Origin of the sequence: Pseudoalteromonas sp. MTN2-4 (assembly GCF_042848605.1) — a bacterium.
Classification (GTDB): Bacteria; Pseudomonadota; Gammaproteobacteria; order Enterobacterales; family Alteromonadaceae; genus Pseudoalteromonas.
Genome location: NZ_BTGK01000003.1, coordinates 350,689 through 372,487, shown reverse-complemented (window position 1 = coordinate 372,487; position 21,799 = coordinate 350,689). Strand labels below are relative to the sequence as shown.

Here is a 21,799-nt window from a genome sequence, read left to right as displayed (position 1 = left end):
AATAGCCGCTTTTCTATTGCTGTAAGGTTAAGCTTTGATAGCTTTCGTGATCTCAGCAACTGCTGAATCAATATCAAGCATTAGCTTTTCACCAGTAATACGGTTCTTAAGCTCAACCTTATTTTCGTCAAGGTTACGCTCACCAATAACAAGTGTGTATGGAATACCAACTAGTTCCATGTCATTAAACATGACACCAGGGCGCTCTTTACGGTCATCGAATAACACATCAACACCAGCAGCTTGGAAATCGCTGTATAAACGCTCTGCAATATCAGGAATACGATGCGACTTGTGCATGTTCATTGGTACAATAGCAAGTTCGAATGGCGCAAGCGTTTTTGGCCATTTAATACCAAACTTATCATTGTTTTGCTCAATCGCAGCAGCAACAATACGAGATACACCAATACCATAACAACCCATGGTCATGATTTGGTTTTTACCGTTTTCACCAAGTACACCAGCATTCATTGCTTCAGAATACTTGCTGCCAAGTTGGAAAATATGGCCTACTTCAATACCGCGTTTGATATGCAGGGTACCATTTCCACAAGGACTTGGATCGCCTTCGACCACGTTACGAATATCTTCTACAGTGTAGTCAGTTACATCACGGTCGAAGTTGATACCACTGTAATGCACACCATCTTTGTTTGCGCCTGCAACAAAGTCAGCCATCACAGCAGCACTACGGTCAACAATAATTGGCATATCAAGGCCTACAGGGCCTAATGAGCCAGGGCGAGCGCCAATGGCAGCGATAATGTCTTCCTCTTTTGCCATTTCTAGCGGAGAGTCTACAAGTGATAGTTTTTCAGCTTTTAACTCATTTAATTCATGATCACCACGAACGATTAGTGCAACTAAACCGCGCTCTTCATTTTCATCTGGTGAACCATAAACAATAAGGGTTTTAACACCTCGATGTGGTTTAACACCATGTTTTGCTTTAAGCTCTTCAATGGTTTTTGCTTCAGGCGTATCGAATGTGTTTAATTCTTTAGATGGAGCAGGGCGTGCTTCGCTAGGTGTAGCTGCTTCGGCTTTTTCAATATTTGCTGCGTAATCACTTACATCACTGAATGCGATTGCATCTTCACCTGATTCTGCTAATACGTGGAATTCATGAGAAACACTACCACCAATTGAACCTGTGTCTGCAATTACTGGACGGTAATCTAGACCTAAACGCTCAAAAATATTGCAGTACGCTTGATGCATACGTTGGTAGGTATTATCCAGACACTCTTCTGTCATATGGAAAGAGTAAGCATCTTTCATGGTGAATTCACGTGCGCGCATTACACCAAAACGAGGACGTACTTCGTCTCGTACTTTAGTTTGAATTTGGTAGAAATTAATTGGTAACTGCTTGTAGCTGTTAATTTCTTTACGTACTAGATCTGTGATCACTTCTTCGTGAGTAGGACCAAGCGCAAACGGACGATTATGTCTGTCGTTGATACGTAATAGCTCGGGACCAAACTGTTCCCAGCGTCCAGACTCTTCCCACAGATCAGCAGGTTGAATAACCGGCATAAGTAACTCGATTGCACCGGCTTTGTTCATTTCTTCACGAACTACTTGTTCAACTTTACGTAAAACTTTTAAGCCTGATGGCAACCAAGTGTACAAACCTGATGCAAGTTTACGGATCATGCCTGCACGAAGCATAAGTTGGTGGCTGATAATTTCAGCATCAGAAGGCGTCTCTTTTAGAGTCGCAAGAATATATTGACTGGTACGCATGGTGGTTCCGTTCGTATAGTATTTTGTTTTTCTGGAAAATGGCCATTAGTTTAGCAGTGCTAACGACCCATACAAAGTGTTTATTAACGTTCAATACTGATTTCTGTGACAAGATTGTGTTCACCGTCGACTTGCCAGCGAATATTGTAATGATACAAGTTCATTCCGTACGTCTGTGTGCCTGTTTTTTGTTTTTTGTAAGCAGGTCGGGGGTCTTGTTTGAGTACATTGGCAATAAACTCTGGCAGTGATTTATCAGCTTGCGTTGCCAAAAACTCAGCCGCTTGCTCTGAAAACTCAACAGTCATTAAAGTTTCGGGACGTGTATCGGCAAAGCCTGCTGAAGCTTGGGGCATGGCATCTGAATAAGGTAAATATGGCTTTATATCGATAATTGGTGTGCCATCAAGTAAATCTATCCCAGATAAAAGTAGCGCGAGTTGACCGTTCTTATATTCAACACCCTCTAATTTCACCGCACTCATGCCAATGCCATTAGGTCGAAAAGTGGCTCGGGTTGCAAATACGCCTTTTTTTTCATTGCCACCTAAACGGGGCGGGCGGACAAGTGCAGAATAGCCTTTGTCAGCGGTTTCGTGGAAACGAAACAACAACCATAAGTGTGTAAACTCTTCGATACCTCGAACAAACTCTTCGCGGCTAAATTCTTTACTAAAGATAAGCTTGGCTTTTGCCTCAGGCACTAAACGGGGCTGTCTAGGTATGGCAAACTTTTGTTTATAAGGGGATTGAATAAAACCGACTGGCTCAATTTGGTAGTTTTCCACAAGCAACTAAATATAAAAACATAGATGTTTGGATTGTAACTTTTCTTAAGCAAATAAACCATGTAATGAAGGTGTAATGGCGTGTAATTGGATTATTTTGCAAACCGACATAATCTTATGTCTGAATTATCATTTAAGTTACAGAAAAATGACCGATAAAAAAAACGCATCTAGGTTTATTGCCAGTAACCATCTACCTCATGAGCATGAGCGAGAATTATTGATGAGTGCAAGAGCATCAGCCTTAAAAGTTCATTTTGCTTCTAGAACAGTATTTAGCCTTAAGGGTACGAGTAATAACTTAAAAGGGAGTGATGAGCGTGAACATGGGATTTGAACACAATATTGATGTCGTATGTAGAAAGGTAGCCTTAAAATATAGCTGTGAAGAATTATACAGTTTGATTAAAGATTCACTGATATCAAGAAAAACAAGGCTAAATGAGCTTGTTTCTCAGATCCAAGATGGCTTAGTGAGCCCTAAAAACTTTGAACTCTTAATTGAAGAACAAAAATCATTATTAATTCATGATTTAAAAACGAATAAACATAATCAACAGCAATTAAATGACATTGCAAATATGGCCATTTATGAACTGGCTAAGCATTCACTTAATTGAAACGCTTTACTCCTTTACTGTGCGATGAAGCAAGGATTCAGTTTCAATCGCAATTTCTTTCATTTTGATTGCATATTGCTCTAACTTTTTTTGCTCTTTGGTTTTTGCTACAAACTGTGGCACAGGCACAGGGTAGCCAGCTTTATCCATCGCAATAAAACTAATAATGCAGTGATTACTTTCAGATAGAATATTATTTTGAGGGTCGCCACATTTTACTCGGATGAAAATTTGCATGCTAGTTTTACCCGTATGTGCGATTTGCGCGGTAACTTCTACAACTTGGCCGACAAGAATAGGGCGTTTAAACCTGACACCTGCAACAGATACAGTAACACAATAACTGCCACTCCAGCCCGCAGCACACGCATAGCCGGCTTGATCTATCCACTTCATCACAATGCCGCCATGCACTTTACCGCCAAAATTGACGTCTGTGGGTTCTGCTAAAAATCTAAAAACAAGTTCAGATTGCTGATTCATATATTTCAACCTATTACTGTAAGTAATGTTAAGTATAGTCAACAGACTGTAAAACGAAAAAAGGGCCATAAGGCCCTTGTGCAATTTAGGTATAGGAATATAGCTTTACATATTCGGGTAGTTAGGACCTCCAGTCCCTTCAGGTGTCACCCAAGTGATGTTTTGACAAGGATCTTTGATGTCACAGGTCTTACAATGAATACAGTTTTGGGCATTAATAACAAACTGCTTTTCACCTTCATTTTCAGAAATCTCATATACACCAGCAGGGCAATAACGTTGTGCAGGCTCATCAAATTTTACAAGATTAACGTTGATAGGGATCGCTTTGTCTTTTAACTGCAAGTGACAAGGTTGTACTTCTTCATGGTTAGTATTTGATAAAAATACAGAAGATAATTTATCAAAACTGAGTTTACCATCAGGTTTTGGGTAGCTAATGGTGTCACATTCACTCGCAGGTTTCATGCATTCATGGTCGAAGGTTGTGTCTTTAAATGTGAATGGCAAAGAGCCATTAAAAAAGTTTTGGTCCAGCGTGTTGTAAGCGCCACCTAATATACTGCCAAATTTATGAATGACAGGGCCGAAGTTGCGCGATTGGTATAGCTCATCATACAACCAGCTTGATTTGAATAACTCGGCAAATGTACTTAAATCAGCCGTTGGGTTTTCTTGCACTAGGGCTTCTATAATTGCATCGGCAGCTAACATGCCTGATTTCATTGCGGTGTGATTACCTTTGATTTTGGCAAAGTTTAACGTACCCGCATCACAGCCAATCAATAAGCCGCCAGGGAAATGCATTTTAGGCAGCGAATGGAAACCACCTTTTGCAATAGCTCTTGCACCATAGGCGATGCGCTCACCACTTTCTAGTGTTTCTTTAAAAACAGGGTGGTGTTTCATTCGCTGGAATTCATCAAATGGACTCAAATGTGGATTCGAGTAATTTAAGTCAATAATAAGACCCACAACGACCTGATTATTTTCAGCATGGTACATAAATGAACCACCCGTTGTATCACCGGTTAGTGGCCAACCAGTACCGTGTACAACCGTACCTTCTTTGTGCTTACTCGGATCTATTTGCCAGATCTCTTTAAAACCTAAGCCATAATGTTGTGGTGTTGAATCTTTATCGAGTTCAAACTCTTTAATTAACTGTTTACCTAAATGACCACGGCACCCTTCAGCAAACACAGTGTATTTTGATCTAAGCTCCATACCAGGCATGTAGCTATCTTTCGGCTGACCTTCTCTGTCAAGGCCCATATCACCTGTGACAATACCTTTCACTTGATTGTCTTCAATAATGAGAGAGTGCGCACTGAAACCTGGGAATACCTCAATACCCAAACTTTCAGCTTGTTCTGCCAGCCAGCGACATACATTACCCATAGACACAATATAGTTGCCATCATTCTTGAATGTCTTTGGGATCGCAAAATGCGGAATGCTGGTGGCGCTTTCTTCATTTTTGAATAGATATATTTCGTCTTCGGTGACTTGCGTATTTAAAGGTGCACCTAAATTTTTCCATTCCGGTAATAATTCATCCAGTGCTTTGGTTTCAAATACAGCACCAGATAAAATATGTGCGCCGACTTCAGAGCCTTTCTCAACAACGCAGATCATTAATTCTTGTTCTTTTTGTTTTGCTTGTTGAGCCAGACGAATTGCACATGAAAGGCCAGCAGGTCCTGCGCCAACAATTACAACGTCAAACTCCATCGTTTCGCGTTCGACCATATTATCCTCACTTATCTTGACGGTAGCGTAAACGTTTAAATGTTTTATTGTGAACTAGTTATATGACGCAACCTTGATCTTGACCGCTATTAAATGACTCTGAACACATTAAAATGGCTGACGGATTGCCAAATAAACGTTTATTTAAATATTAAGTTTTTTATAAGTTAATCTAAGGTTATTTTAGGTTGACGTTTACGTCAACAGGAAGTAGGCTGATTACATTAAATAAATGTATTGACGTTAGCGTCATCTTCAAGAATTAACCAGATCATGGAGTAACTATGAAAGTACTTGTGCCAATCAAACGCGTGATTGACTACAACGTCAAGGCAAGAGTAAAGCCTGATAACAGTGATGTTGATCTAACGAACGTAAAAATGGCAATGAACCCTTTCTGTGAGATTGCGGTAGAAGAAGCCATCCGATTAAAAGAAGCTGGCATTGCGACAGAAGTGATTGCTGTGTCTATTGGTGATAAAGCTTGCCAAGAGCAGCTTCGTACCGCACTAGCACTAGGTGCTGACAAAGCCATTCAAATCGATACAGATGCAAAGCTTGAGTCGATTCACGTTGCTAAGCTGCTAAGTAAACTTGTAGAAGAAGAACAACCTGAATTAGTTATTTTAGGTAAGCAATCGATTGATTCTGACAACAACCAAACTGGTCAAATGCTTGCGGCATTAACAGGTCGTAGCCAAGGCACATTCGCTTCAAAAGTGGTTGTTGAAGGTGGTAAAGCATTAGTTACTCGTGAAGTTGATGGTGGTTTACAAACTGTGTCTCTATCACTTCCAGCAGTTGTTACAACAGACTTACGATTAAATGAACCCCGTTATGCTTCTCTTCCTAACATTATGAAAGCAAAACGTAAGCCATTAGACGTAATTTCAACTGACAGCCTAGGTGTTGATTTAGCACCTCGAACTGAGCTTTTAAAAGTTGAAGAGCCAGCGAAGCGTGAAGCAGGTATAATAGTTGAAGATGTAGCAGAGCTTGTCAATAAATTAAAAACTGAAGCTAAGGTGATCTCATGAGTGTATTAGTAATTGCAGAGCACGAGCAGGGCGCTCTTAAACCTGAAACAGCTAAAGTTATCAGTGCAGCTGCAAAGATTTCAGACAATATCACTGTGTTAGTTGCAGGCCATTCAGTAGCAGCTGTCGCTGAATCTGCTGCTAAAATCGCAGGTGTTACGTCAGTAATTGTTGCAGATAAGCCTGTGTTTGAACATCAGCTAGCAGAAAGTACCGCGGACTTAGTTGTAGAGCTTGCTGCTGATTACTCACATATTCTAGCGAGTGCTTCAACTACAGGTAAAAACACTTTACCTCGTGTAGCTGCTTTACTTGATAAGTCGCAGATTTCTGAAATCATTGATGTTATTGATGCAGATACTTTCAAGCGACCAATTTATGCGGGTAACGCAATCGCAACGGTTAAATCTTCTGAAGATAAAAAGATTATTACAGTGCGTGCAAGTGCATTTGATGCGCAAGGTGAGCAGGCTGCAGTTGCAGTTTCATCTGTTGAAAGTGGTGCTGATAATACTCTTTCTGAGTTTGTTTCAGTTGAGCAAACTGAATCAGAGCGTCCTGAATTAAATGCAGCACCTGTCGTGATTTCAGGCGGTCGTGGTATGCAGAATGGCGAAAACTTTGCACTACTAAATGGTATTGCAGATAAATTAGGCGCTGCGATTGGTGCTTCACGTGCTGCGGTTGATGCTGGCTTTGTACCAAATGACATGCAGGTAGGTCAAACAGGTAAGATTGTTGCGCCTGACTTATATATTGCAGTTGGTATAAGCGGTGCAATTCAGCACTTAGCAGGTATGAAAGACTCTAAAGTGATTGTTGCTATCAACAAAGATCCGGATGCACCAATTTTCCAAATTGCTGACTATGGTCTAGTAGCAGATTTATTTGATGTGTTGCCTGAACTAGAAAACGCATTATAAGAACAACGATAGTTTCTGGTTGTAAAGCCGCGCTCCATTTCATGGTCGCGGCTTTTTTATTACACAGTAAATTGGCTGACTAAAGCTTTCAAGTGCGAGGCTTGTTTGTCTAAAGACGCGCCAGCATGACGGGTTTGCTCGACAAGTGAGTTGTTTTGTTGAACACTTTGGTCGAATTGTTTAATGGCAATATTGATTTGTGATACACCATTTGACTGCTCACTACTTGATAATGCAATGTCATTCATAAGATTCGACAGAGTCTGTATGCTACTTACAATATCATGTAAGGTATTGCCAGATTGCTCAGCAAGCATCAAACCATTTTCAACCTTATCGGCACTGTCTTTCAGTAAACCAGAGATTTCTTTAGCAGCATCTGAGCTTCGTTGTGCTAACTGACGCACTTCAGCGGCAACCACAGCAAATCCTCGACCTTTTTCACCTGCTCTCGCGGCTTCAACGGCGGCATTGAGCGCAAGTAGATTAGTTTGAAATGCAATGCCATTGATTACATCAATGATATTAGAAATTTCATTTGAACTATCACTAATAGCCTTCATTGCAATTACAGTGTTATTGACTAACTCTCCACCTTCAATGGCTTGTTGGTCGGCATTTTGTGCGTGTTCATTTGCGGTTTGTGCATGTTTGGTATTACTATTGACTTTATCAGTCACTTCACCCATAGATACGGTAGTTTCTTCAATTGAAGCCGCTTGTGATTCTGTGGATGAATTCAACTCCTGTGTTGACTGACTTATTTGCGCTGAAGCATTCGCTACCGTATTAGCTGTTTCATTAATTTCGGTGACCATAGCAGCAAGATTTTCAATACTTTGGTTTACTGAGTCTTTGAGACTTGCAAAATCACCAGAGTAGTTACCATTGATTTTTTTAGTTAGATTGCCTTGCTCCAAGGCATTCATGACAGCGATACAAGATTGTAACGGGGTAGAGATTGCATCTAGCGTATCATTAATTGATGAAACAATGTCTCTATAAGCTCCTTGGTGTAACTCGACATCAGCACGCTTTGATAGCTCACCAGAATTAGCAGCACTAGCTAACATTGAAGTGTCATTTAAGAGCAAGTTAATGGCATGAATACTAGTTTCAAAACTGGTCAGAATTTTCTCAAAATCGCCTTTGAATTGTGATTTATCAACATTGGGTAATTGTCCAACGGCAATATTATCAAGGTAGCTAGACGTGAGTTGGACTGGCTGTATGATTGCATCAAGTGTTTTGTTTATCCCTGTGATAATTGATTTAAATTCTCCATTATGTGCATTGCTATCTGCGCGATTAGAAAGCTCACCTGCTAAAGCTGAATTTACTAAATACGTAGAGTCAGAAATTAGTAACTTAATCGCTTTTGCGCTTTGTTCCAAAGATTGCTTTATCTTTAAAAAGTCGCCTTGGTAACTCCCTTCAATTTTATTTGGTATTTCACCACGTGAAATGGCTGTAAGATATTTTTCTGTTTGCATGACTGGAGATACAATGGCATCAAGCAAGCGGTTGATGCCTTGGCTTAGTGTCAGCATAAAGCCGTTTAGGTTGTCTACGTCTAACCTGGCGTCCAATTGGCCTGCTACCGCAGCATTAATAATGTCGTCTACTTTATTTTCTGTGTTTCTCTGTCCGGTTAGATCATTGAGTTCAACGACCACACCAATTACATCACTAGCATTATTTAAAACAGGGGTCGCTGTAATATTTAGGTAAACATGCTCTACATTCATTTCGAATTGAACTTGTTGGCTTTTAGCTTGTTCAATTTGTTGTTCATACTTACTCGACAATATTTGAATAATATTAGAGCCAATCAGTGTTGAAGGACTGTTGATTAAACTCTGATAGCGATTTAATAGTGTATTTGTTTCATTATTAGTGTAAATAATTTCATTATTTGCTTTGTAAAGTAAAACTGGGGAAGATGCCTTGTCTAGTGCTTGTTTAATTCGGCCGCTTTCTTCAGCTTGTAATTTTTGCAGGAGCATTTGTTGGGTCAATTGCTCATTAGCTTCACGAATGTTGGTTTGCATCTTATCGAGCGAAGTAAGTAAAGCGCCAATCTCATCTTTACTAGTTGAGTTGATGCTGTTTTCTAAATTACCGTCAGATATTTCAGTTGCAACTTGTGACGCTATTTTTATAGGCCGAGTGATCCAACGCTGAATTAACAATGCCATTATCACGATTACTATAAATGAAACAGCTAGGATGATTACAGTGCTTTCAAAAATCGCAGTTTCTTTTTCATCACGCAGTCTTTTTACTGCATTGTCAACATACTTATCTATGGATTGATTGAGTTCTTTTAGCTGAGTTGCAGCTGCTCTATCTATACCTTTAACGGCTTTGTCACCTGCTTGCGTATTGTAATTCGCATTTTCAAAATCAGACAAACCAATACGATATAATTCGCCAAGCTTATTATGCTCAGTTTTAAATTTATTAAGTTGTGACCGAATAGCTTCTGGCAAATAGGCTTTTGCCATAAGCTCAGAAGTTAGGTTTTGTACAACCTTTTCTTGTTCTGTAAATTGCTTTAAATATTTCTCGAATTGATCAGGGTTTTCACCACGAATAAGAATATTTTTCCACTCTTGGACCTGAGTTTTGAAAGTATTTAAGATGAGGTTAACTTTTAATTGTGCACTTAACTCTTCTTCTATTAGAACATCATATTCTTTTGCAATATATTTAACAGAGTTAATCGCGAACATTGCACTGAGAAGTACTAAGGCTAATCCACCAAAAACTGTGCTGAGTAACTTGGCTTTAACAGTCTTCATCTTCACTCCCTAAATTTATTTCAGTATTATGAAGGCTAGTGAAATATAATATTAATTCAATGTTTTGTAAGGAATAAAATAAAAAAAAGGCCAATAAATTGGCCTTTTTTTTAGTGTGATTACTTTAAATTTAGAAGAATGCTCTGACACCTAATTTAAAGTTTCTGCCAGGAAGCGGTGCTTGCTCTTTAATTACAGAGGTATGAACGAAGCCTAATTCATCTGTTAAGTTATCAATATTGAAATAAGCCATTACGTCATTGCCTGCAATATCAAAATCATACTGCATACTTAAATCTACTAATGTATAACCAGTTGTCTTACTCTCATAAGACGTAATGTTATTTTGACTTGCGTAACGCGTCACAGTTAAGTCAGCAACTAAATTGTCGAGTGCGTATTCGTACTTAATTCCAATTTTATTGCTTGGAATACGAGGTAAATAACTTGAGTCTTTTAGTTTTGCCGTAATTGAATCAGCAAATAGCTTAACCGTGTTTTCTTCATTCAGCTTGTAGTGAGTATCTAGTTCAAAACCATATAGCTCAGCATCTTGGCTCTTGAATTGGTATACAGGTAACGCACCTTCATGCTCATGATCTGCTTCTTCAATACCGTGTTCAGAAGAATAAATTAGGCCTGTATTTTCTTGGTAATAATAGTTTTCTACATCGTTATAGAAGAAGTTTAGTGTGTAACCAAAATCACCAGTGAACTTTCTAAAGCTGAGGTCAAAGTTTGTCGAAACTTCTTGCTGAATGTCTTCTGGTTCGAAGTGGGCTTCTCCATCTTCTAAATGATAACCAAGACCTAGCTCATAAGTGCTTGTTGCGATATGGGTACCGTTAGAAAGTAGTTCAGCGGTTAAAGGTGAGCGTTCTGAGTGTGACAAGTTAACAGCAATGTTCTGACCTTCTGCATAATCATATACACCACCAATTGAGAAGCTCATATTAGTTTGGTTTAACTCATATGCAAATAAACGCTTTTCTTCATGCTCTTCGTGATCGTGATCGTGATCGTGATCGTGATCGTCATGTTCTTCGTGTGATTCCTCAGAGATGACACTAGAAAGTTGGTAATCTTCAATTCGAGCACCAAGCTCAAGGGTAAAATCACCAAACTGCTTTTCTTCTAAAACATAAAGTGCATGACTCGTTGTTTCAGTAGCTGGTGTAAATGCTTCAGCACCTTGTGCTTCATAATCACTATCAGAGAAATGATAACCAACAATCCCATGCCAGCCAGCAAGTTTATGCTCAACACTCGTTCTCAATTCAGACGTTTTATTTTTGAAAGTTGTGCCTACAGCGCCACCTTCAATCTCACTGTGTTGATAATCTGTGAAACCTGCTTTCACATTGATGTTTTCAATGTAATCGTTGTGAAGTGCGTAATTTAAAAGTGCTTGCCAACGGTCTTGTTTTACTCGTGCAAAAACACTTTCTTCGTCATGGACTTCGTCTTCATGAGATTCATGTTCACCCTCTTCATGGTCATGGTCATGGTCATGGTCATGGTCGTGATGAGCGTGGTTATGCGCAGGAATTCCATAGTCTGTATCAATTCTGCCAAATGAGAAGCCCACGGTCAGGTGGTCATTTACATAACTTGTACCAAAATTAACTTGTTGAGAGTCGATGAATGTATTGGGTACTGATTTTAAAAGTTCTTCGTGTTCACCGTGCTCTTCATGTTCACCGTGCTCTTCATGTTCACCGTGCTCTTCATGTTCACCGTGCTCTTCATGTTCACTATGTTCTTCATGAGAAGGGTATTCAGGAGAGTCATAATCTTTACCATTTCTTACTACACCGTCAAAATGGAAATTGAATCCATCTTTACCTGTTTCGAATAAGGCAGCATAAGTATTTGTATTTGAGACAGTATCAAAACTATACCCAACGGCACCTGTTGACGTCTCAATGATGTCTGTCGGAATACGGTTATCTACGACGTTTACAACACCACCTATTGCACCAGAGCCATAAAGTAGGGTTGCTGGGCCACGTAATACCTCTATTTGTTCGGCAGATAAGCTCTCATTAGTTGTCGCATGATCTGGGCCAATTCTTGACGCATCACTGCTATCTAAACCATTTTGCGTAATTTTTACTCTTGGACCATCTAAGCCACGAATAATTGGGCTAGAAGATACTGGCCCAAAGTAGCTAGCATTAATACCTGGTTGGCCTTTAAGTGTCTCGCCTAGAGTTGGCTTAGCTTGCTTTTTCAATTCATCGCCAGATAGAACTGAAACAGGTGACGCCATTTCTAAATTATTTTTATGAAGGGCAGAGGCATAGACAACAATGCTTTCAACTGAACTAGGCTCTAAAGACACTAGTACGTTACCTTGATCTGCTTTGATATCAATTCGCTGGTCGATGTAGTTGTTTTTAGTGATGTGTAGCTGACTATCAGAATCAGTATTGATGCTAAATTTACCAAACCTGTCAGTAATAACAGATTGTTTTTTACCATGTAGGTGAACTTTAGCACCAGATATAGGTTGTTTGTTTGAGTCAATCACTTTGCCAGTGATTTGCGCAGCATATACATTGCCTGCAGACAAAGCTGTCAGAATTGCAGTCGCAATTATAGAGTGTTTTTTCATCTTAGTACTTCATTAATGTTCTCAGTTATGGTTATGGTATAACAACACTATGCTTGCGATCAACGAATGTTATACTGTAGCTTTGTTGAATTATCGCATTTTTGACCTAAAGTTAGTTCATTAGGGATAGGAGTATCTGATGAGCAAACCTTTTGTCTTTAAAGCAAGGTTAAAAGTGGCGGATCTTTTTCACCATGCAAATCATATAGAAGTGTTTACAGCTGCTGTTGCAAAAAGAGAAAGTCTAGAGCACTTTTTACTTAGGATACTAGGGTTTTGTGCACTTTCTTATAATCAACGTACTTTTTTGAATCAAAAGTCAGACAAATCGTATCCGGATGTTTGGTGTGAAAACGATGAGCAAAAGATTGTCTTAGCTTTATATGTGTCAGAGTTAGACATAAGCGAAATTACCCGACTATGTAAACTTTATAATAGACTTTTGATTTTAACTATCGATGGTGAGAATTGGTACAAAGAAGTTTCATCACACTTAATACAACACCACAATATTAGTATTTTTAGCATTAAAGCTAGCTTCTTAGAAGATCTAAAAACAAATCTAACCAATAGTATGCATTGGGACATTTTAATTGAACAGAATTCGATGAGTGTGAGTGATAAGTCAGGTTATTATCAAACAGAAGTAAAACAACTTTGTTAAAACTAAAGTAATGTGATTGAAATATCAGTTAAAGGTTTAGAGCAACACATTAACACTTCGCCATCTCTTACAAATGCTAACGGCTCTTGGTTGTAAATCACTTCACCTGAGTTAAGTTTGGCTCTACATGCACCACAAAAGCCTTCTCTACATTGATAAGTAACTTCAATATTTGCTTTTTCGAGTGCATCTAGTATTGAAGGGCACTGAGCCGTAAATGTTAGCGGCTCAGAATGTTCTTCAATAGATATTTTAGAACTGGGTTTCGAATTCATTATAAATCGAAATCACCAAAGTCAGATGCATCGACTTGAGAGTCGATTTGGCCGACTAGGTAAGAGCTGATCTCTGCTTCTTGCGGAGCCACTTGCACGTTGTCTGATACCAACCAGGCATTGATCCACGGGATTGGATTGCTCTTAGTCTCAAAAATAGGCTTTAAACCAACAGCTGACATACGTGTGTTAGTAATGTATTCAACATATTGGCAAAGGATGTCTTTGTTTAGACCAATCATAGAACCATCTTTAAACAAGTATTCAGCCCATTCTTTCTCTTGCTGTGCAGCTTCTTCGAACATACGAATTGCTTCAGCTTCACATTGCGCTGCAACAATAGACATCTCAGGATCGTCTTTACCTTCTTGCATAATATTAAGAATATGCTGTGTACCAGACAGGTGAAGGGCTTCGTCACGAGCGATAAGCTTAATGATCTTTGCGTTACCTTCCATTAGTTCACGCTCAGCAAAAGCAAATGAGCAAGCGAAGCTGACGTAGAAGCGAATAGCTTCTAAAATGTTTACAGACATGATGCAAAGATAAAGTAGCTTCTTAAGCTCAAATAAGTTAATTCGAACTTCTTCACCATTAATTACATGCTTACCTTCACCGTAAAGGTTATAAATTGATACCTTTTCGATTAGTTCGTCGTAATATTTAGTAACCGCATCAGCACGCTCATTGATTTTGTCGTTGCTTACGATGTCGTCAAAGATAACTTCAGGTGACTGCGTTACGTTACGAATAATATGTGTATATGAACGGCTATGAATTGTTTCACTGAACGCCCAAGTCTCAATCCAAGTTTCAAGCTCTGGGATTGAAACGATAGGCAATAATGCAACATTCGGCGAACGGCCTTGTACACTATCTAGCAATGTTTGATATTTCAAGTTGCTTAAAAAAATGTGTTTTTCATGCTCAGGTAACGCTTGGAAATCTAAGCGATCTTTAGACACATCAACTTCTTCTGGACGCCAGAAAAAAGAGAGCTGTTTTTCAATTAACTTTTCAAAAATAGGGTATTTCTGCTGATCATAACGTGACACGTTTACAGTTTGACCAAAAAACATTGGTTCTTTTAACTGGTCGTTATGATTTCTGCTAAATGTAGAATAAGACATATTTTTTAATACTCGATAACGCAAAAAAGTGAGTAAGTACAATGCTTACTCACGTCTTAATTAAATTTTACACGCGCCGCCTTCGCAGCCATCATCTTCAATTTCTGGTTTTAATTCGTCTTGAGAGTCTGAGGCACCATCACGTGTATTGTGATAATAAAGTGTCTTAACACCCAACTTATAAGCAGTAAGTAGGTCTTTAAGAAGCAGCTTCATTGGTACTTTACCACCTTCAAAGCGAGTTGGATCATAATTCGTGTTAGCAGAGATAGTTTGGTCGATAAACTTCTGCATGATACCTACTAGACCAAGATAACCGTCATTCGAAGGGATATCCCAAAGTAGCTCATATTGATCTTTTAGCTTTTCGTACTCAGGTACAACTTGCTTCAAGATACCATCTTTACTTGCTTTAACACTGATATGGCCGCGAGGCGGCTCAATACCATTTGTCGCATTTGAGATCTGTGATGAGGTCTCTGATGGCATCAGTGCCGATACAGTCGAGTTACGCATACCATGCTCTTGAATGCTTGCGCGCAGCGCATCCCAATCAAGACGAAGTTCTTCGCTACAAATGTTATCTAGGTCGCGCTTGTATGTATCAATTGGCATAATACCTTTTGAATACGTTGTCTCATTGAACTTAGGACATGCACCGCGCTCTTTGGCAAGTTCATTTGAAGCTTTCATTAGATAGTATTGAATCGCTTCAAATGTGCGGTGTGTTAGGTTATTCGCGCTGCCATCAGAGTATTTAACGCCATTTTTGGCAAGATAATAAGCATAGTTAATTACACCAATACCTAGCGTACGACGACCCATAGTTGCAGTGTGAGCAGCAGGAACTGGGTAGTCTTGGAAATCTAATAGATTATCAAGTGCACGAACAGCAAGTTCAGCTAACTCTTCAAGTTCATCTAGAGATTCAATTGCGCCAAGGTTAAACGCTGATAGCGTACATAGCGCGATTTCACCTTCTGGGTCATTAATGTGTGAAAGCGGCTTTGTTGGCAGCGCAATTTCAAGACATAAGTTAGACTGACGAATAGGTGCAACCTTTGAATCAAACGGACTATGCGTATTACAGTGGTCAACGTTTTGCAAGTAAACACGGCCAGTACTCGCGCGCTCTTGCGCGAACATAGAGAATAACTCAATCGCTTTAATGCGCTTTTTACGAATAGACTCATCTTGCTCGTATTGCGTATATAATCGCTCGAACTCTTCTTGATCTTCAAAAAATGCATCATAAAGGCCCGGCACATCTGACGGGCTGAACAATGTGATGTAGTCGTCTTTGATAAGGCGAGCGTACATTGTTTTGTTGAACTGCACACCGTAATCTAAGTGACGAACACGGTTTTCTTCAACACCACGGTTGTTTTTAAGTACCAGTAGGTTTTCTACTTCTAAATGCCAAAGCGGGTAGAATAGGGTAGCAGCACCACCACGCACACCACCTTGTGAACAACTTTTAACAGCCGTTTGGAAGTGCTTATAAAACGGAATACAACCTGTGTGGTAAGCTTCACCGTTACGAATTGGGCTGCCTAACGCACGAATGCGACCAGCATTTATACCGATACCAGCACGTTGGCTGACATATTTAACAATTGCTGATGAAGTCGCATTGATTGAGTCTAAACTATCACCCGTTTCAATTAATACACAAGAGCTGAATTGACGCGTTGGTGTACGAACACCTGCCATGATAGGTGTCGGTAATGAAATCTTGAATAAAGATACCGCATCATAGAAACGTTTGATGAAATCAAGACGTGTTTCTTTAGGGTAATCTGAGAATAAACTCGCAGCTACAAGAATATATAAGAACTGAGCACTTTCATAGATTTCGCCAGTTACACGGTTTTGTACAAGGTACTTACCTTCTAACTGTTTCACCGCTGCATAGCTAAAGTTTAAGTCACGGCTGTGATCTAAGTAGTTATCAAGCTCATCAATTTCTTGCTCGGTGTAATCGATAAGAAGGTGTTGATCATAACGCTTTTGTTCAACCAGCTTCGTAATGTGGTCATATAAACGTGGTGGTTCAAATTGGCCATATGCTTTTTTCCGCAAATGGAAAATAGCTAGACGTGCAGCAAGATACTGGTAATCCGGAGAGTCTTTATCGATCAAATCGGCAGCAGCTTTAATGATAGTTTCATGTATATCTTCAGTACGGATCCCATCATAAAATTGAATGTGTGACTTTAACTCAACCTGAGAAACTGAAACATTATCTAAGCCTTCTGCAGCCCAGGTAATGACGCGGTGAATTTTATCGAGATCGAGCGGCTCTTTGCGGCCGTTTCTTTTACTGACAGATAACTGTTGGTTCATAGCTGTGCCTGTAATCCTTCGGATTGAATATTTAAAAAATAATTGGCGAAAAAAAGCTCAGGTTTTGACCACTATATATGGTGGTTCTTCTGATTGGGATCACAAGATAGTGGGGTTCAATTTAATTTGCAATAGAAAGGTAAATGCACAAATGTGGATAAGTTTGGGATAAATAAAAAGTGTTAGTAACTATTAACCTTTTGAGGTTTGACGCAAGTAACCTCAGCAGGAAATCAATAAAAATGATGCGATTTTTAAAGAAAATAAAAAAAATTTTAGAGTGTTTTCTTAATGAGCAGCTTGAGGTGATGAAAGAGCCAAAACACTAGATATAGTGTTTTGGCGTAAATATGAGCACTAGATATGGTCAAGCACTAAAAGTGGGTTAGTTAAATTTAGATCTGCTTGCCAACTATACGCGTCTTCAAGACTTGGGATATATCCCCATAAAGCGCAAGCAGAAGTCATCCTTGCCGCTTTTGCTGCTTGAATATCTCGTTGTGCATCACCCACATAAAGACATTCGGATGGATTAATACTTAATTGTTTCGCTGCGTATAATAATGGCTTAGGAGAAGGCTTAGCTTCATCTAGCGTATCTCCACAAACAATAACTTCAATTTCTTTGAGTGCTGAAATTTGCCTAACAAGGGGTAAAGTCAGGAATGTAGGCTTATTAGTCATGATTGCGACTTTTATATCATCTTTATGCAAAGACTGAATTAATTCTGGTACACCATCAAAGCAATCCGTATGTACTGCAATATTGGCTTCATAATAGTCAAGTACATCCTGTCTTAAGCGAGCTACTTCAAACTCATCGAGCCGACTACCAAATCCAACATCTAAGAGCGCTTTTACGCCATCAGAAATAGCAGGGCTATATACATCTCGCGAAACGGCAGCAAGGCCATTTATCTCAAGAACGTGGTTTAAAGCTGCTCCTAAGTCGTCAGTGGTGTCGAGTAGGGTGCCGTCTAAATCGAATATGACAGCATTCATTAATCAAGTTTCTCGAAATGAAGTAAGTAATTCACACTGACATCATCAGTTAAGGTAAATGTTTTATTGATTGGGTTGTAATTGATCCCCGCACTGGCGCGAACTTTAAGGCCTGCTTTTTCAGCCCAGCCAATTAAAACAGAAGGGCGAATAAACTTATCATGCTCATGTGTACCCTCAGGTACCATTTTTAGAATTTTTTCTGCACCGACTATAGCAAGTAAATACGCTTTAATCGTTTTGTTTAAAGTTGAAAAGAATACACTTGCGCCAGGCTTTGCCATTTGTGCAGCAGCTTGGATAATAGATTCAGGGTCAGGAACGTGCTCAAGCATTTCCATGCACGTTACGACATCAAATTGCTCAGTATTGTTTGCTGCAAATTCCTCTGCTGGTACTTTTATATAGTCAACTTTTAAACCCACTTCTAAAGCGTGCAGTTTTGCAACATTGAGTGGCTCTTGGCCTAAGTCTATACCGGTCGCTTTGGCCCCAAGTTTCGCCATGCTTTCAGTTAAAATACCGCCACCACAGCCGATATCGACAACTTGTTTATCAAATAAGCCATTAGATTTGTCATTAATAAAATCGAGACGTAACGGATTAATATTATGAAGGGGTTTAAATTCTCCTTCTGTATCCCACCATCTTTCTGCGATGCTCTCAAATTTCGCAATTTCTTGTGGATCTACATTCTGATGTTCGGTCATAAAAAACTTCCTCGTGAATCTGAGCGCATTTAAATTAGATTATTTCAAAATCACACGGATTTTGCGCCTGTAATAATTATAAATCTGTGTTAGCATGGGCGTTGATATTAATAATAACTTAATCTCTAGGGCACTTGATAGTGTTAATAGAGATAGACTCTGAAGGAAAGTGCAATCAATGACTGATCTCGCCAATGAAATCCTCCCAGTCAATATCGAAGACGAGTTAAAAAATTCATACCTTGACTACGCGATGAGTGTAATCGTAGGTCGTGCATTACCAGACGTACGTGATGGTCTAAAACCTGTTCACCGTCGTGTATTGTTTGCCATGAATGAGCTTCGTAACGACTGGAATAAGCCTTATAAGAAGTCGGCTCGTGTTGTCGGTGATGTTATCGGTAAATACCACCCGCATGGTGACAGTGCTGTATACGACACGATTGTTCGTATGGCTCAGCCTTTCTCTCTACGTTATATGCTGGTTGACGGTCAAGGTAACTTTGGTTCTGTTGACGGTGACTCAGCCGCTGCGATGCGTTATACCGAAGTACGTATGGCGAAAATGTCGCATGAACTACTAGCTGATCTTGAAAAAGAAACAGTTGATTATGTACCAAACTACGATGGTACAGAGCAGATCCCTGATGTATTGCCAACTAAAGTACCTAACTTATTAGTCAATGGTTCTTCAGGTATTGCTGTTGGTATGGCGACCAACATCCCACCTCATAATTTAACTGAGGTGATCAACGGCTGTTTAGCGCTTATTCAAAACCCTGATTTAACGATTGAAGAACTAATCGAATATATCCCAGGTCCAGATTTCCCAACTGCTGCGATTATTAACGGTAAGAAGGGCATCGAACAAGCCTATAAAACGGGTCGTGGTAAGGTATACATTCGTGCGCGTGCTGAAATTGAAGTGGATGATAAAACTGGTCGTGAAACGATCATTGTTCATGAAATTCCTTATCAAGTTAACAAAGCGCGATTAATAGAAAAAATTGCTGAGCTTGTAAAAGATAAGAAAATCGAAGGCATTAGTGCACTTCGTGACGAGTCTGACAAAGACGGTATGCGTATCGTTATTGAAGTTAAGCGTGGTGAAGTGGGTGAAGTTCTATTAAATAACCTTTACGCACAAACACAAATGCAAACTGTATTCGGTATGAATATGGTTGCGCTGGATAATAACCAACCTAAGTGTTTCAACTTAAAAGAAATGCTTGATGCGTTTATTATTCACCGTCGTGAAGTTGTTACTCGTCGTACTGTATTCGATTTACGTAAAGCACGTGATCGAGCGCATACACTTGAAGGTCTAGCAATTGCCCTTGCGAATATCGACCCAATTATTGAGTTAATTCGTAAGTCTCCAACACCATCAGAAGCAAAACAAGCGCTTGTTGCGCGTCCTTGGGAGTTAGGCACAGTAAAAGCTATGCTTGAAAAGGCTGGTGAAGACAATGTTGCACGTCCTGATTGGTTAGCTGCTGAGCTAGGTATTCGCGACGGTCAGTACTATTTATCTGAGCAACAAGCTCAAGCTATTCTTGATTTACGCTTACACAAGCTAACAGGCCTTGAGCACGAGAAGATCCTTGGTGAATATCAAGAGCTATTAGACCTCATTGCAGAACTTCTTTACATCCTTTCTTCACCAGAAAGATTAATGGAAGTTATTCGTGATGAGCTCGTTGAAATCAAAGAGCAATATGGTGATGAGCGTCGTACTGAGATCAGTGCTGCTGCCCACGATATTAGTCTTGAAGATCTGATTAATGAAGAAGATGTAGTTGTAACACTTTCTCACGAAGGCTATGTAAAGTATCAGCCATTATCTGATTACGAAGCGCAGCGCCGTGGTGGTAAAGGTAAAGCAGCAACTAAGATGAAAGATGAAGACTTCATCGAACGTCTGTTAGTTGCAAATACACACGATACCATTTTGTGTTTCTCAACAGCTGGTAGAATGTACTGGTTGAAAGTTTACCAGTTACCACTCGCATCACGTCAGGCACGCGGTAAACCAATCGTTAACTTGTTACCATTAGAAGCGCATGAACGTATCACGACTATTTTACCGGTTCGTGAATATGAAGATGACAAGTATGTATTGATGGCAACGGCAAACGGTACTGTTAAAAAGACTCCTTTAACAGCGTATAGCCGTCAACGTGCAAGCGGTATTATTGCAATTAACCTTAACGAAGGTGATAACCTGATCGGTGCTGATATCACAGATGGTAGCAACGACATCATGCTATTCACAGATCATGGTAAGGTAGTGCGATTTAACGAAAAGCTTCGTGATTCAGAAACAGGTGAAGTTAAGATAGATCCTGAGACTGGCGAAGAAATGCTTGCTTTACGTCCTATGGGCCGCACAGCAACCGGTGTTCGCGGTATTAAGATGCCTGAGGGTGTTAAAGTTGTATCGTTGATCGTACCTAAGAATGATGGTGCAATCTTGACCGTTACTGAGAATGGTTATGGTAAACGTACACCATTAGAAGACTACCCAGCGAAGAGCCGTGCAACACAAGGTGTTGTATCAATTAAGGTATCGGAGCGTAATGGTAACGTAGTCGGTGCGGTGCAAGTTGAAGATAACCATGAAATCATGATTATCTCAAACCGCGGCACGCTTGTACGTACCCGTGTTAACGAAGTTTCTACTGTCGGTCGTAACACACAAGGTGTTATTTTGATAAGAACTATTGACGAAGAACAAGTAGTTGGTTTACAACGTATCGAGGAAATCGAAGTTGATGAATTACCTGAAGACGGTTCTGAAGCAGTAGTGCAAGATAACCCTGAAGGTACACAAGAGAGTAGTGAAGATACTCCAAGTGAATAAATCTTAAAAAGCGGCTTCGGCCGCTTTTTTTAA

General features: G+C 39.7%; 17 protein-coding genes. 6 read left to right on the top strand and 11 right to left on the bottom strand.

Annotation, left to right across the window (positions count from 1 at the left end; translation table 11 throughout):
• Positions 1–27: 27 nt before the first annotated feature.
• Together ACGHEH_RS10530 and tsaA are read right to left on the bottom strand one after the other, a co-directional pair.
• Positions 28–1,752 carry a proline--tRNA ligase gene (locus ACGHEH_RS10530; protein WP_390444926.1) on the bottom strand — a complete coding sequence of 575 codons (1,725 nt, stop codon included), beginning with the start codon at positions 1,750–1,752 and terminating at the stop codon, positions 28–30.
• 83 nt (positions 1,753–1,835) lie between these two features.
• Positions 1,836–2,540 (bottom strand): tRNA (N6-threonylcarbamoyladenosine(37)-N6)-methyltransferase TrmO, encoded by a 705-nt coding sequence (gene tsaA / locus ACGHEH_RS10525; protein ID WP_390444923.1) that lies wholly within the window; start codon positions 2,538–2,540, stop codon positions 1,836–1,838.
• 148 nt (positions 2,541–2,688) lie between these two features.
• Here tsaA and ACGHEH_RS10520 point away from each other — a divergent pair, with 148 nt between their 5' ends.
• Together ACGHEH_RS10520 and ACGHEH_RS10515 are read left to right on the top strand one after the other, a co-directional pair.
• The gene (locus ACGHEH_RS10520; protein ID WP_390444920.1) at positions 2,689–2,877 is read left to right on the top strand and encodes a hypothetical protein; all 189 of its coding nucleotides are present in this window, start codon (positions 2,689–2,691) and stop codon (positions 2,875–2,877) included.
• Positions 2,867–3,160, top strand: coding sequence for a hypothetical protein (locus tag ACGHEH_RS10515; RefSeq protein ID WP_390444917.1), 294 nt, complete (start codon positions 2,867–2,869; stop codon positions 3,158–3,160). Before ACGHEH_RS10520 ends, ACGHEH_RS10515 begins: the two co-directional genes overlap by 11 nt.
• A gap of 6 nt (positions 3,161–3,166) precedes the next feature.
• Here the strand turns inward: ACGHEH_RS10515 and ACGHEH_RS10510 are convergent, their stop codons facing one another.
• Both ACGHEH_RS10510 and ACGHEH_RS10505 read right to left on the bottom strand, forming a co-directional pair.
• The gene (locus ACGHEH_RS10510) at positions 3,167–3,643 is read right to left on the bottom strand and encodes an acyl-CoA thioesterase (protein ID WP_390444914.1); all 477 of its coding nucleotides are present in this window, start codon (positions 3,641–3,643) and stop codon (positions 3,167–3,169) included.
• A 105-nt stretch (positions 3,644–3,748) separates the two neighbouring features.
• Positions 3,749–5,395, bottom strand: coding sequence for an electron transfer flavoprotein-ubiquinone oxidoreductase (locus ACGHEH_RS10505; RefSeq protein ID WP_390444912.1), 1,647 nt, complete (start codon positions 5,393–5,395; stop codon positions 3,749–3,751).
• Between the two features lie 284 nt (positions 5,396–5,679).
• On the opposite strand from ACGHEH_RS10505, the gene ACGHEH_RS10500 reads away from it, so the two are divergent.
• Both ACGHEH_RS10500 and ACGHEH_RS10495 read left to right on the top strand, forming a co-directional pair.
• Positions 5,680–6,432 (top strand): electron transfer flavoprotein subunit beta/FixA family protein, encoded by a 753-nt coding sequence (locus tag ACGHEH_RS10500; protein WP_390444909.1) that lies wholly within the window; start codon positions 5,680–5,682, stop codon positions 6,430–6,432.
• Entirely contained in the window at positions 6,429–7,355 is a 927-nt protein-coding gene (locus tag ACGHEH_RS10495; RefSeq protein WP_390444906.1) for an electron transfer flavoprotein subunit alpha/FixB family protein, read from the top strand. Before ACGHEH_RS10500 ends, ACGHEH_RS10495 begins: the two co-directional genes overlap by 4 nt.
• Before the next feature lie 59 nt (positions 7,356–7,414).
• Here ACGHEH_RS10495 and ACGHEH_RS10490 read toward each other — a convergent pair whose 3' ends face one another.
• Positions 7,415–10,159 carry a methyl-accepting chemotaxis protein gene (locus ACGHEH_RS10490; protein ID WP_390444903.1) on the bottom strand — a complete coding sequence of 915 codons (2,745 nt, stop codon included), beginning with the start codon at positions 10,157–10,159 and terminating at the stop codon, positions 7,415–7,417.
• A gap of 130 nt (positions 10,160–10,289) precedes the next feature.
• Positions 10,290–12,776, bottom strand: coding sequence for a TonB-dependent receptor (locus ACGHEH_RS10485; RefSeq protein ID WP_390444901.1), 2,487 nt, complete (start codon positions 12,774–12,776; stop codon positions 10,290–10,292).
• Between the two features lie 139 nt (positions 12,777–12,915).
• Here ACGHEH_RS10485 and ACGHEH_RS10480 point away from each other — a divergent pair, with 139 nt between their 5' ends.
• Positions 12,916–13,440, top strand: a complete 525-nt coding sequence (locus ACGHEH_RS10480; RefSeq protein WP_390444898.1) for a YaeQ family protein — start codon at positions 12,916–12,918, stop codon at positions 13,438–13,440.
• A 2-nt stretch (positions 13,441–13,442) separates the two neighbouring features.
• On the opposite strand, the gene yfaE is transcribed toward ACGHEH_RS10480, so the two are convergent.
• The 5 genes from yfaE to ubiG form a co-directional block, all read right to left on the bottom strand.
• Positions 13,443–13,715, bottom strand: a complete 273-nt coding sequence (yfaE, locus tag ACGHEH_RS10475; protein ID WP_390444895.1) for a class I ribonucleotide reductase maintenance protein YfaE — start codon at positions 13,713–13,715, stop codon at positions 13,443–13,445.
• Positions 13,715–14,845, bottom strand: coding sequence for a class Ia ribonucleoside-diphosphate reductase subunit beta (gene nrdB / locus ACGHEH_RS10470; protein ID WP_138482323.1), 1,131 nt, complete (start codon positions 14,843–14,845; stop codon positions 13,715–13,717). The genes yfaE and nrdB overlap by 1 nt, the downstream gene beginning before the upstream one ends.
• Before the next feature lie 60 nt (positions 14,846–14,905).
• The gene (nrdA, locus tag ACGHEH_RS10465) at positions 14,906–17,191 is read right to left on the bottom strand and encodes a class 1a ribonucleoside-diphosphate reductase subunit alpha (protein ID WP_390444892.1); all 2,286 of its coding nucleotides are present in this window, start codon (positions 17,189–17,191) and stop codon (positions 14,906–14,908) included.
• 357 nt (positions 17,192–17,548) lie between these two features.
• Positions 17,549–18,193 (bottom strand): HAD family hydrolase, encoded by a 645-nt coding sequence (locus tag ACGHEH_RS10460; protein WP_390444890.1) that lies wholly within the window; start codon positions 18,191–18,193, stop codon positions 17,549–17,551.
• Positions 18,193–18,903, bottom strand: coding sequence for a bifunctional 2-polyprenyl-6-hydroxyphenol methylase/3-demethylubiquinol 3-O-methyltransferase UbiG (ubiG, locus tag ACGHEH_RS10455; protein ID WP_390444887.1), 711 nt, complete (start codon positions 18,901–18,903; stop codon positions 18,193–18,195). The genes ACGHEH_RS10460 and ubiG overlap by 1 nt, the downstream gene beginning before the upstream one ends.
• A 178-nt stretch (positions 18,904–19,081) precedes the next feature.
• Here ubiG and gyrA point away from each other — a divergent pair, with 178 nt between their 5' ends.
• A complete protein-coding gene (gene gyrA, locus ACGHEH_RS10450; protein ID WP_390444884.1) occupies positions 19,082–21,766 on the top strand; it encodes a DNA gyrase subunit A in 2,685 nt (894 codons plus the stop codon).
• The last annotated feature ends 33 nt before the right edge of the window (positions 21,767–21,799 follow it).

What these genes read in the sequence shown, in the direction of transcription:
- ACGHEH_RS10530 (WP_390444926.1), bottom strand. Translation starts at nt 1,752, where the DNA reads ATGCGTACCAGTCAATATATTCTTGCGACTCTAAAAGAGACGCCTTCT.
- ACGHEH_RS10520 (WP_390444920.1), top strand. Translation starts at nt 2,689, where the DNA reads ATGACCGATAAAAAAAACGCATCTAGGTTTATTGCCAGTAACCATCTA.
- ACGHEH_RS10515 (WP_390444917.1), top strand. Translation starts at nt 2,867, where the DNA reads ATGGGATTTGAACACAATATTGATGTCGTATGTAGAAAGGTAGCCTTA.
- ACGHEH_RS10510 (WP_390444914.1), bottom strand. Translation starts at nt 3,643, where the DNA reads ATGAATCAGCAATCTGAACTTGTTTTTAGATTTTTAGCAGAACCCACA.
- ACGHEH_RS10505 (WP_390444912.1), bottom strand. Translation starts at nt 5,395, where the DNA reads ATGGTCGAACGCGAAACGATGGAGTTTGACGTTGTAATTGTTGGCGCA.
- ACGHEH_RS10500 (WP_390444909.1), top strand. Translation starts at nt 5,680, where the DNA reads ATGAAAGTACTTGTGCCAATCAAACGCGTGATTGACTACAACGTCAAG.
- ACGHEH_RS10495 (WP_390444906.1), top strand. Translation starts at nt 6,429, where the DNA reads ATGAGTGTATTAGTAATTGCAGAGCACGAGCAGGGCGCTCTTAAACCT.
- ACGHEH_RS10490 (WP_390444903.1), bottom strand. Translation starts at nt 10,159, where the DNA reads ATGAAGACTGTTAAAGCCAAGTTACTCAGCACAGTTTTTGGTGGATTA.
- ACGHEH_RS10485 (WP_390444901.1), bottom strand. Translation starts at nt 12,776, where the DNA reads ATGAAAAAACACTCTATAATTGCGACTGCAATTCTGACAGCTTTGTCT.
- ACGHEH_RS10480 (WP_390444898.1), top strand. Translation starts at nt 12,916, where the DNA reads ATGAGCAAACCTTTTGTCTTTAAAGCAAGGTTAAAAGTGGCGGATCTT.
- yfaE (WP_390444895.1), bottom strand. Translation starts at nt 13,715, where the DNA reads ATGAATTCGAAACCCAGTTCTAAAATATCTATTGAAGAACATTCTGAG.
- nrdB (WP_138482323.1), bottom strand. Translation starts at nt 14,845, where the DNA reads ATGTCTTATTCTACATTTAGCAGAAATCATAACGACCAGTTAAAAGAA.
- nrdA (WP_390444892.1), bottom strand. Translation starts at nt 17,191, where the DNA reads ATGAACCAACAGTTATCTGTCAGTAAAAGAAACGGCCGCAAAGAGCCG.
- ACGHEH_RS10460 (WP_390444890.1), bottom strand. Translation starts at nt 18,193, where the DNA reads ATGAATGCTGTCATATTCGATTTAGACGGCACCCTACTCGACACCACT.
- ubiG (WP_390444887.1), bottom strand. Translation starts at nt 18,903, where the DNA reads ATGACCGAACATCAGAATGTAGATCCACAAGAAATTGCGAAATTTGAG.
- gyrA (WP_390444884.1), top strand. Translation starts at nt 19,082, where the DNA reads ATGACTGATCTCGCCAATGAAATCCTCCCAGTCAATATCGAAGACGAG.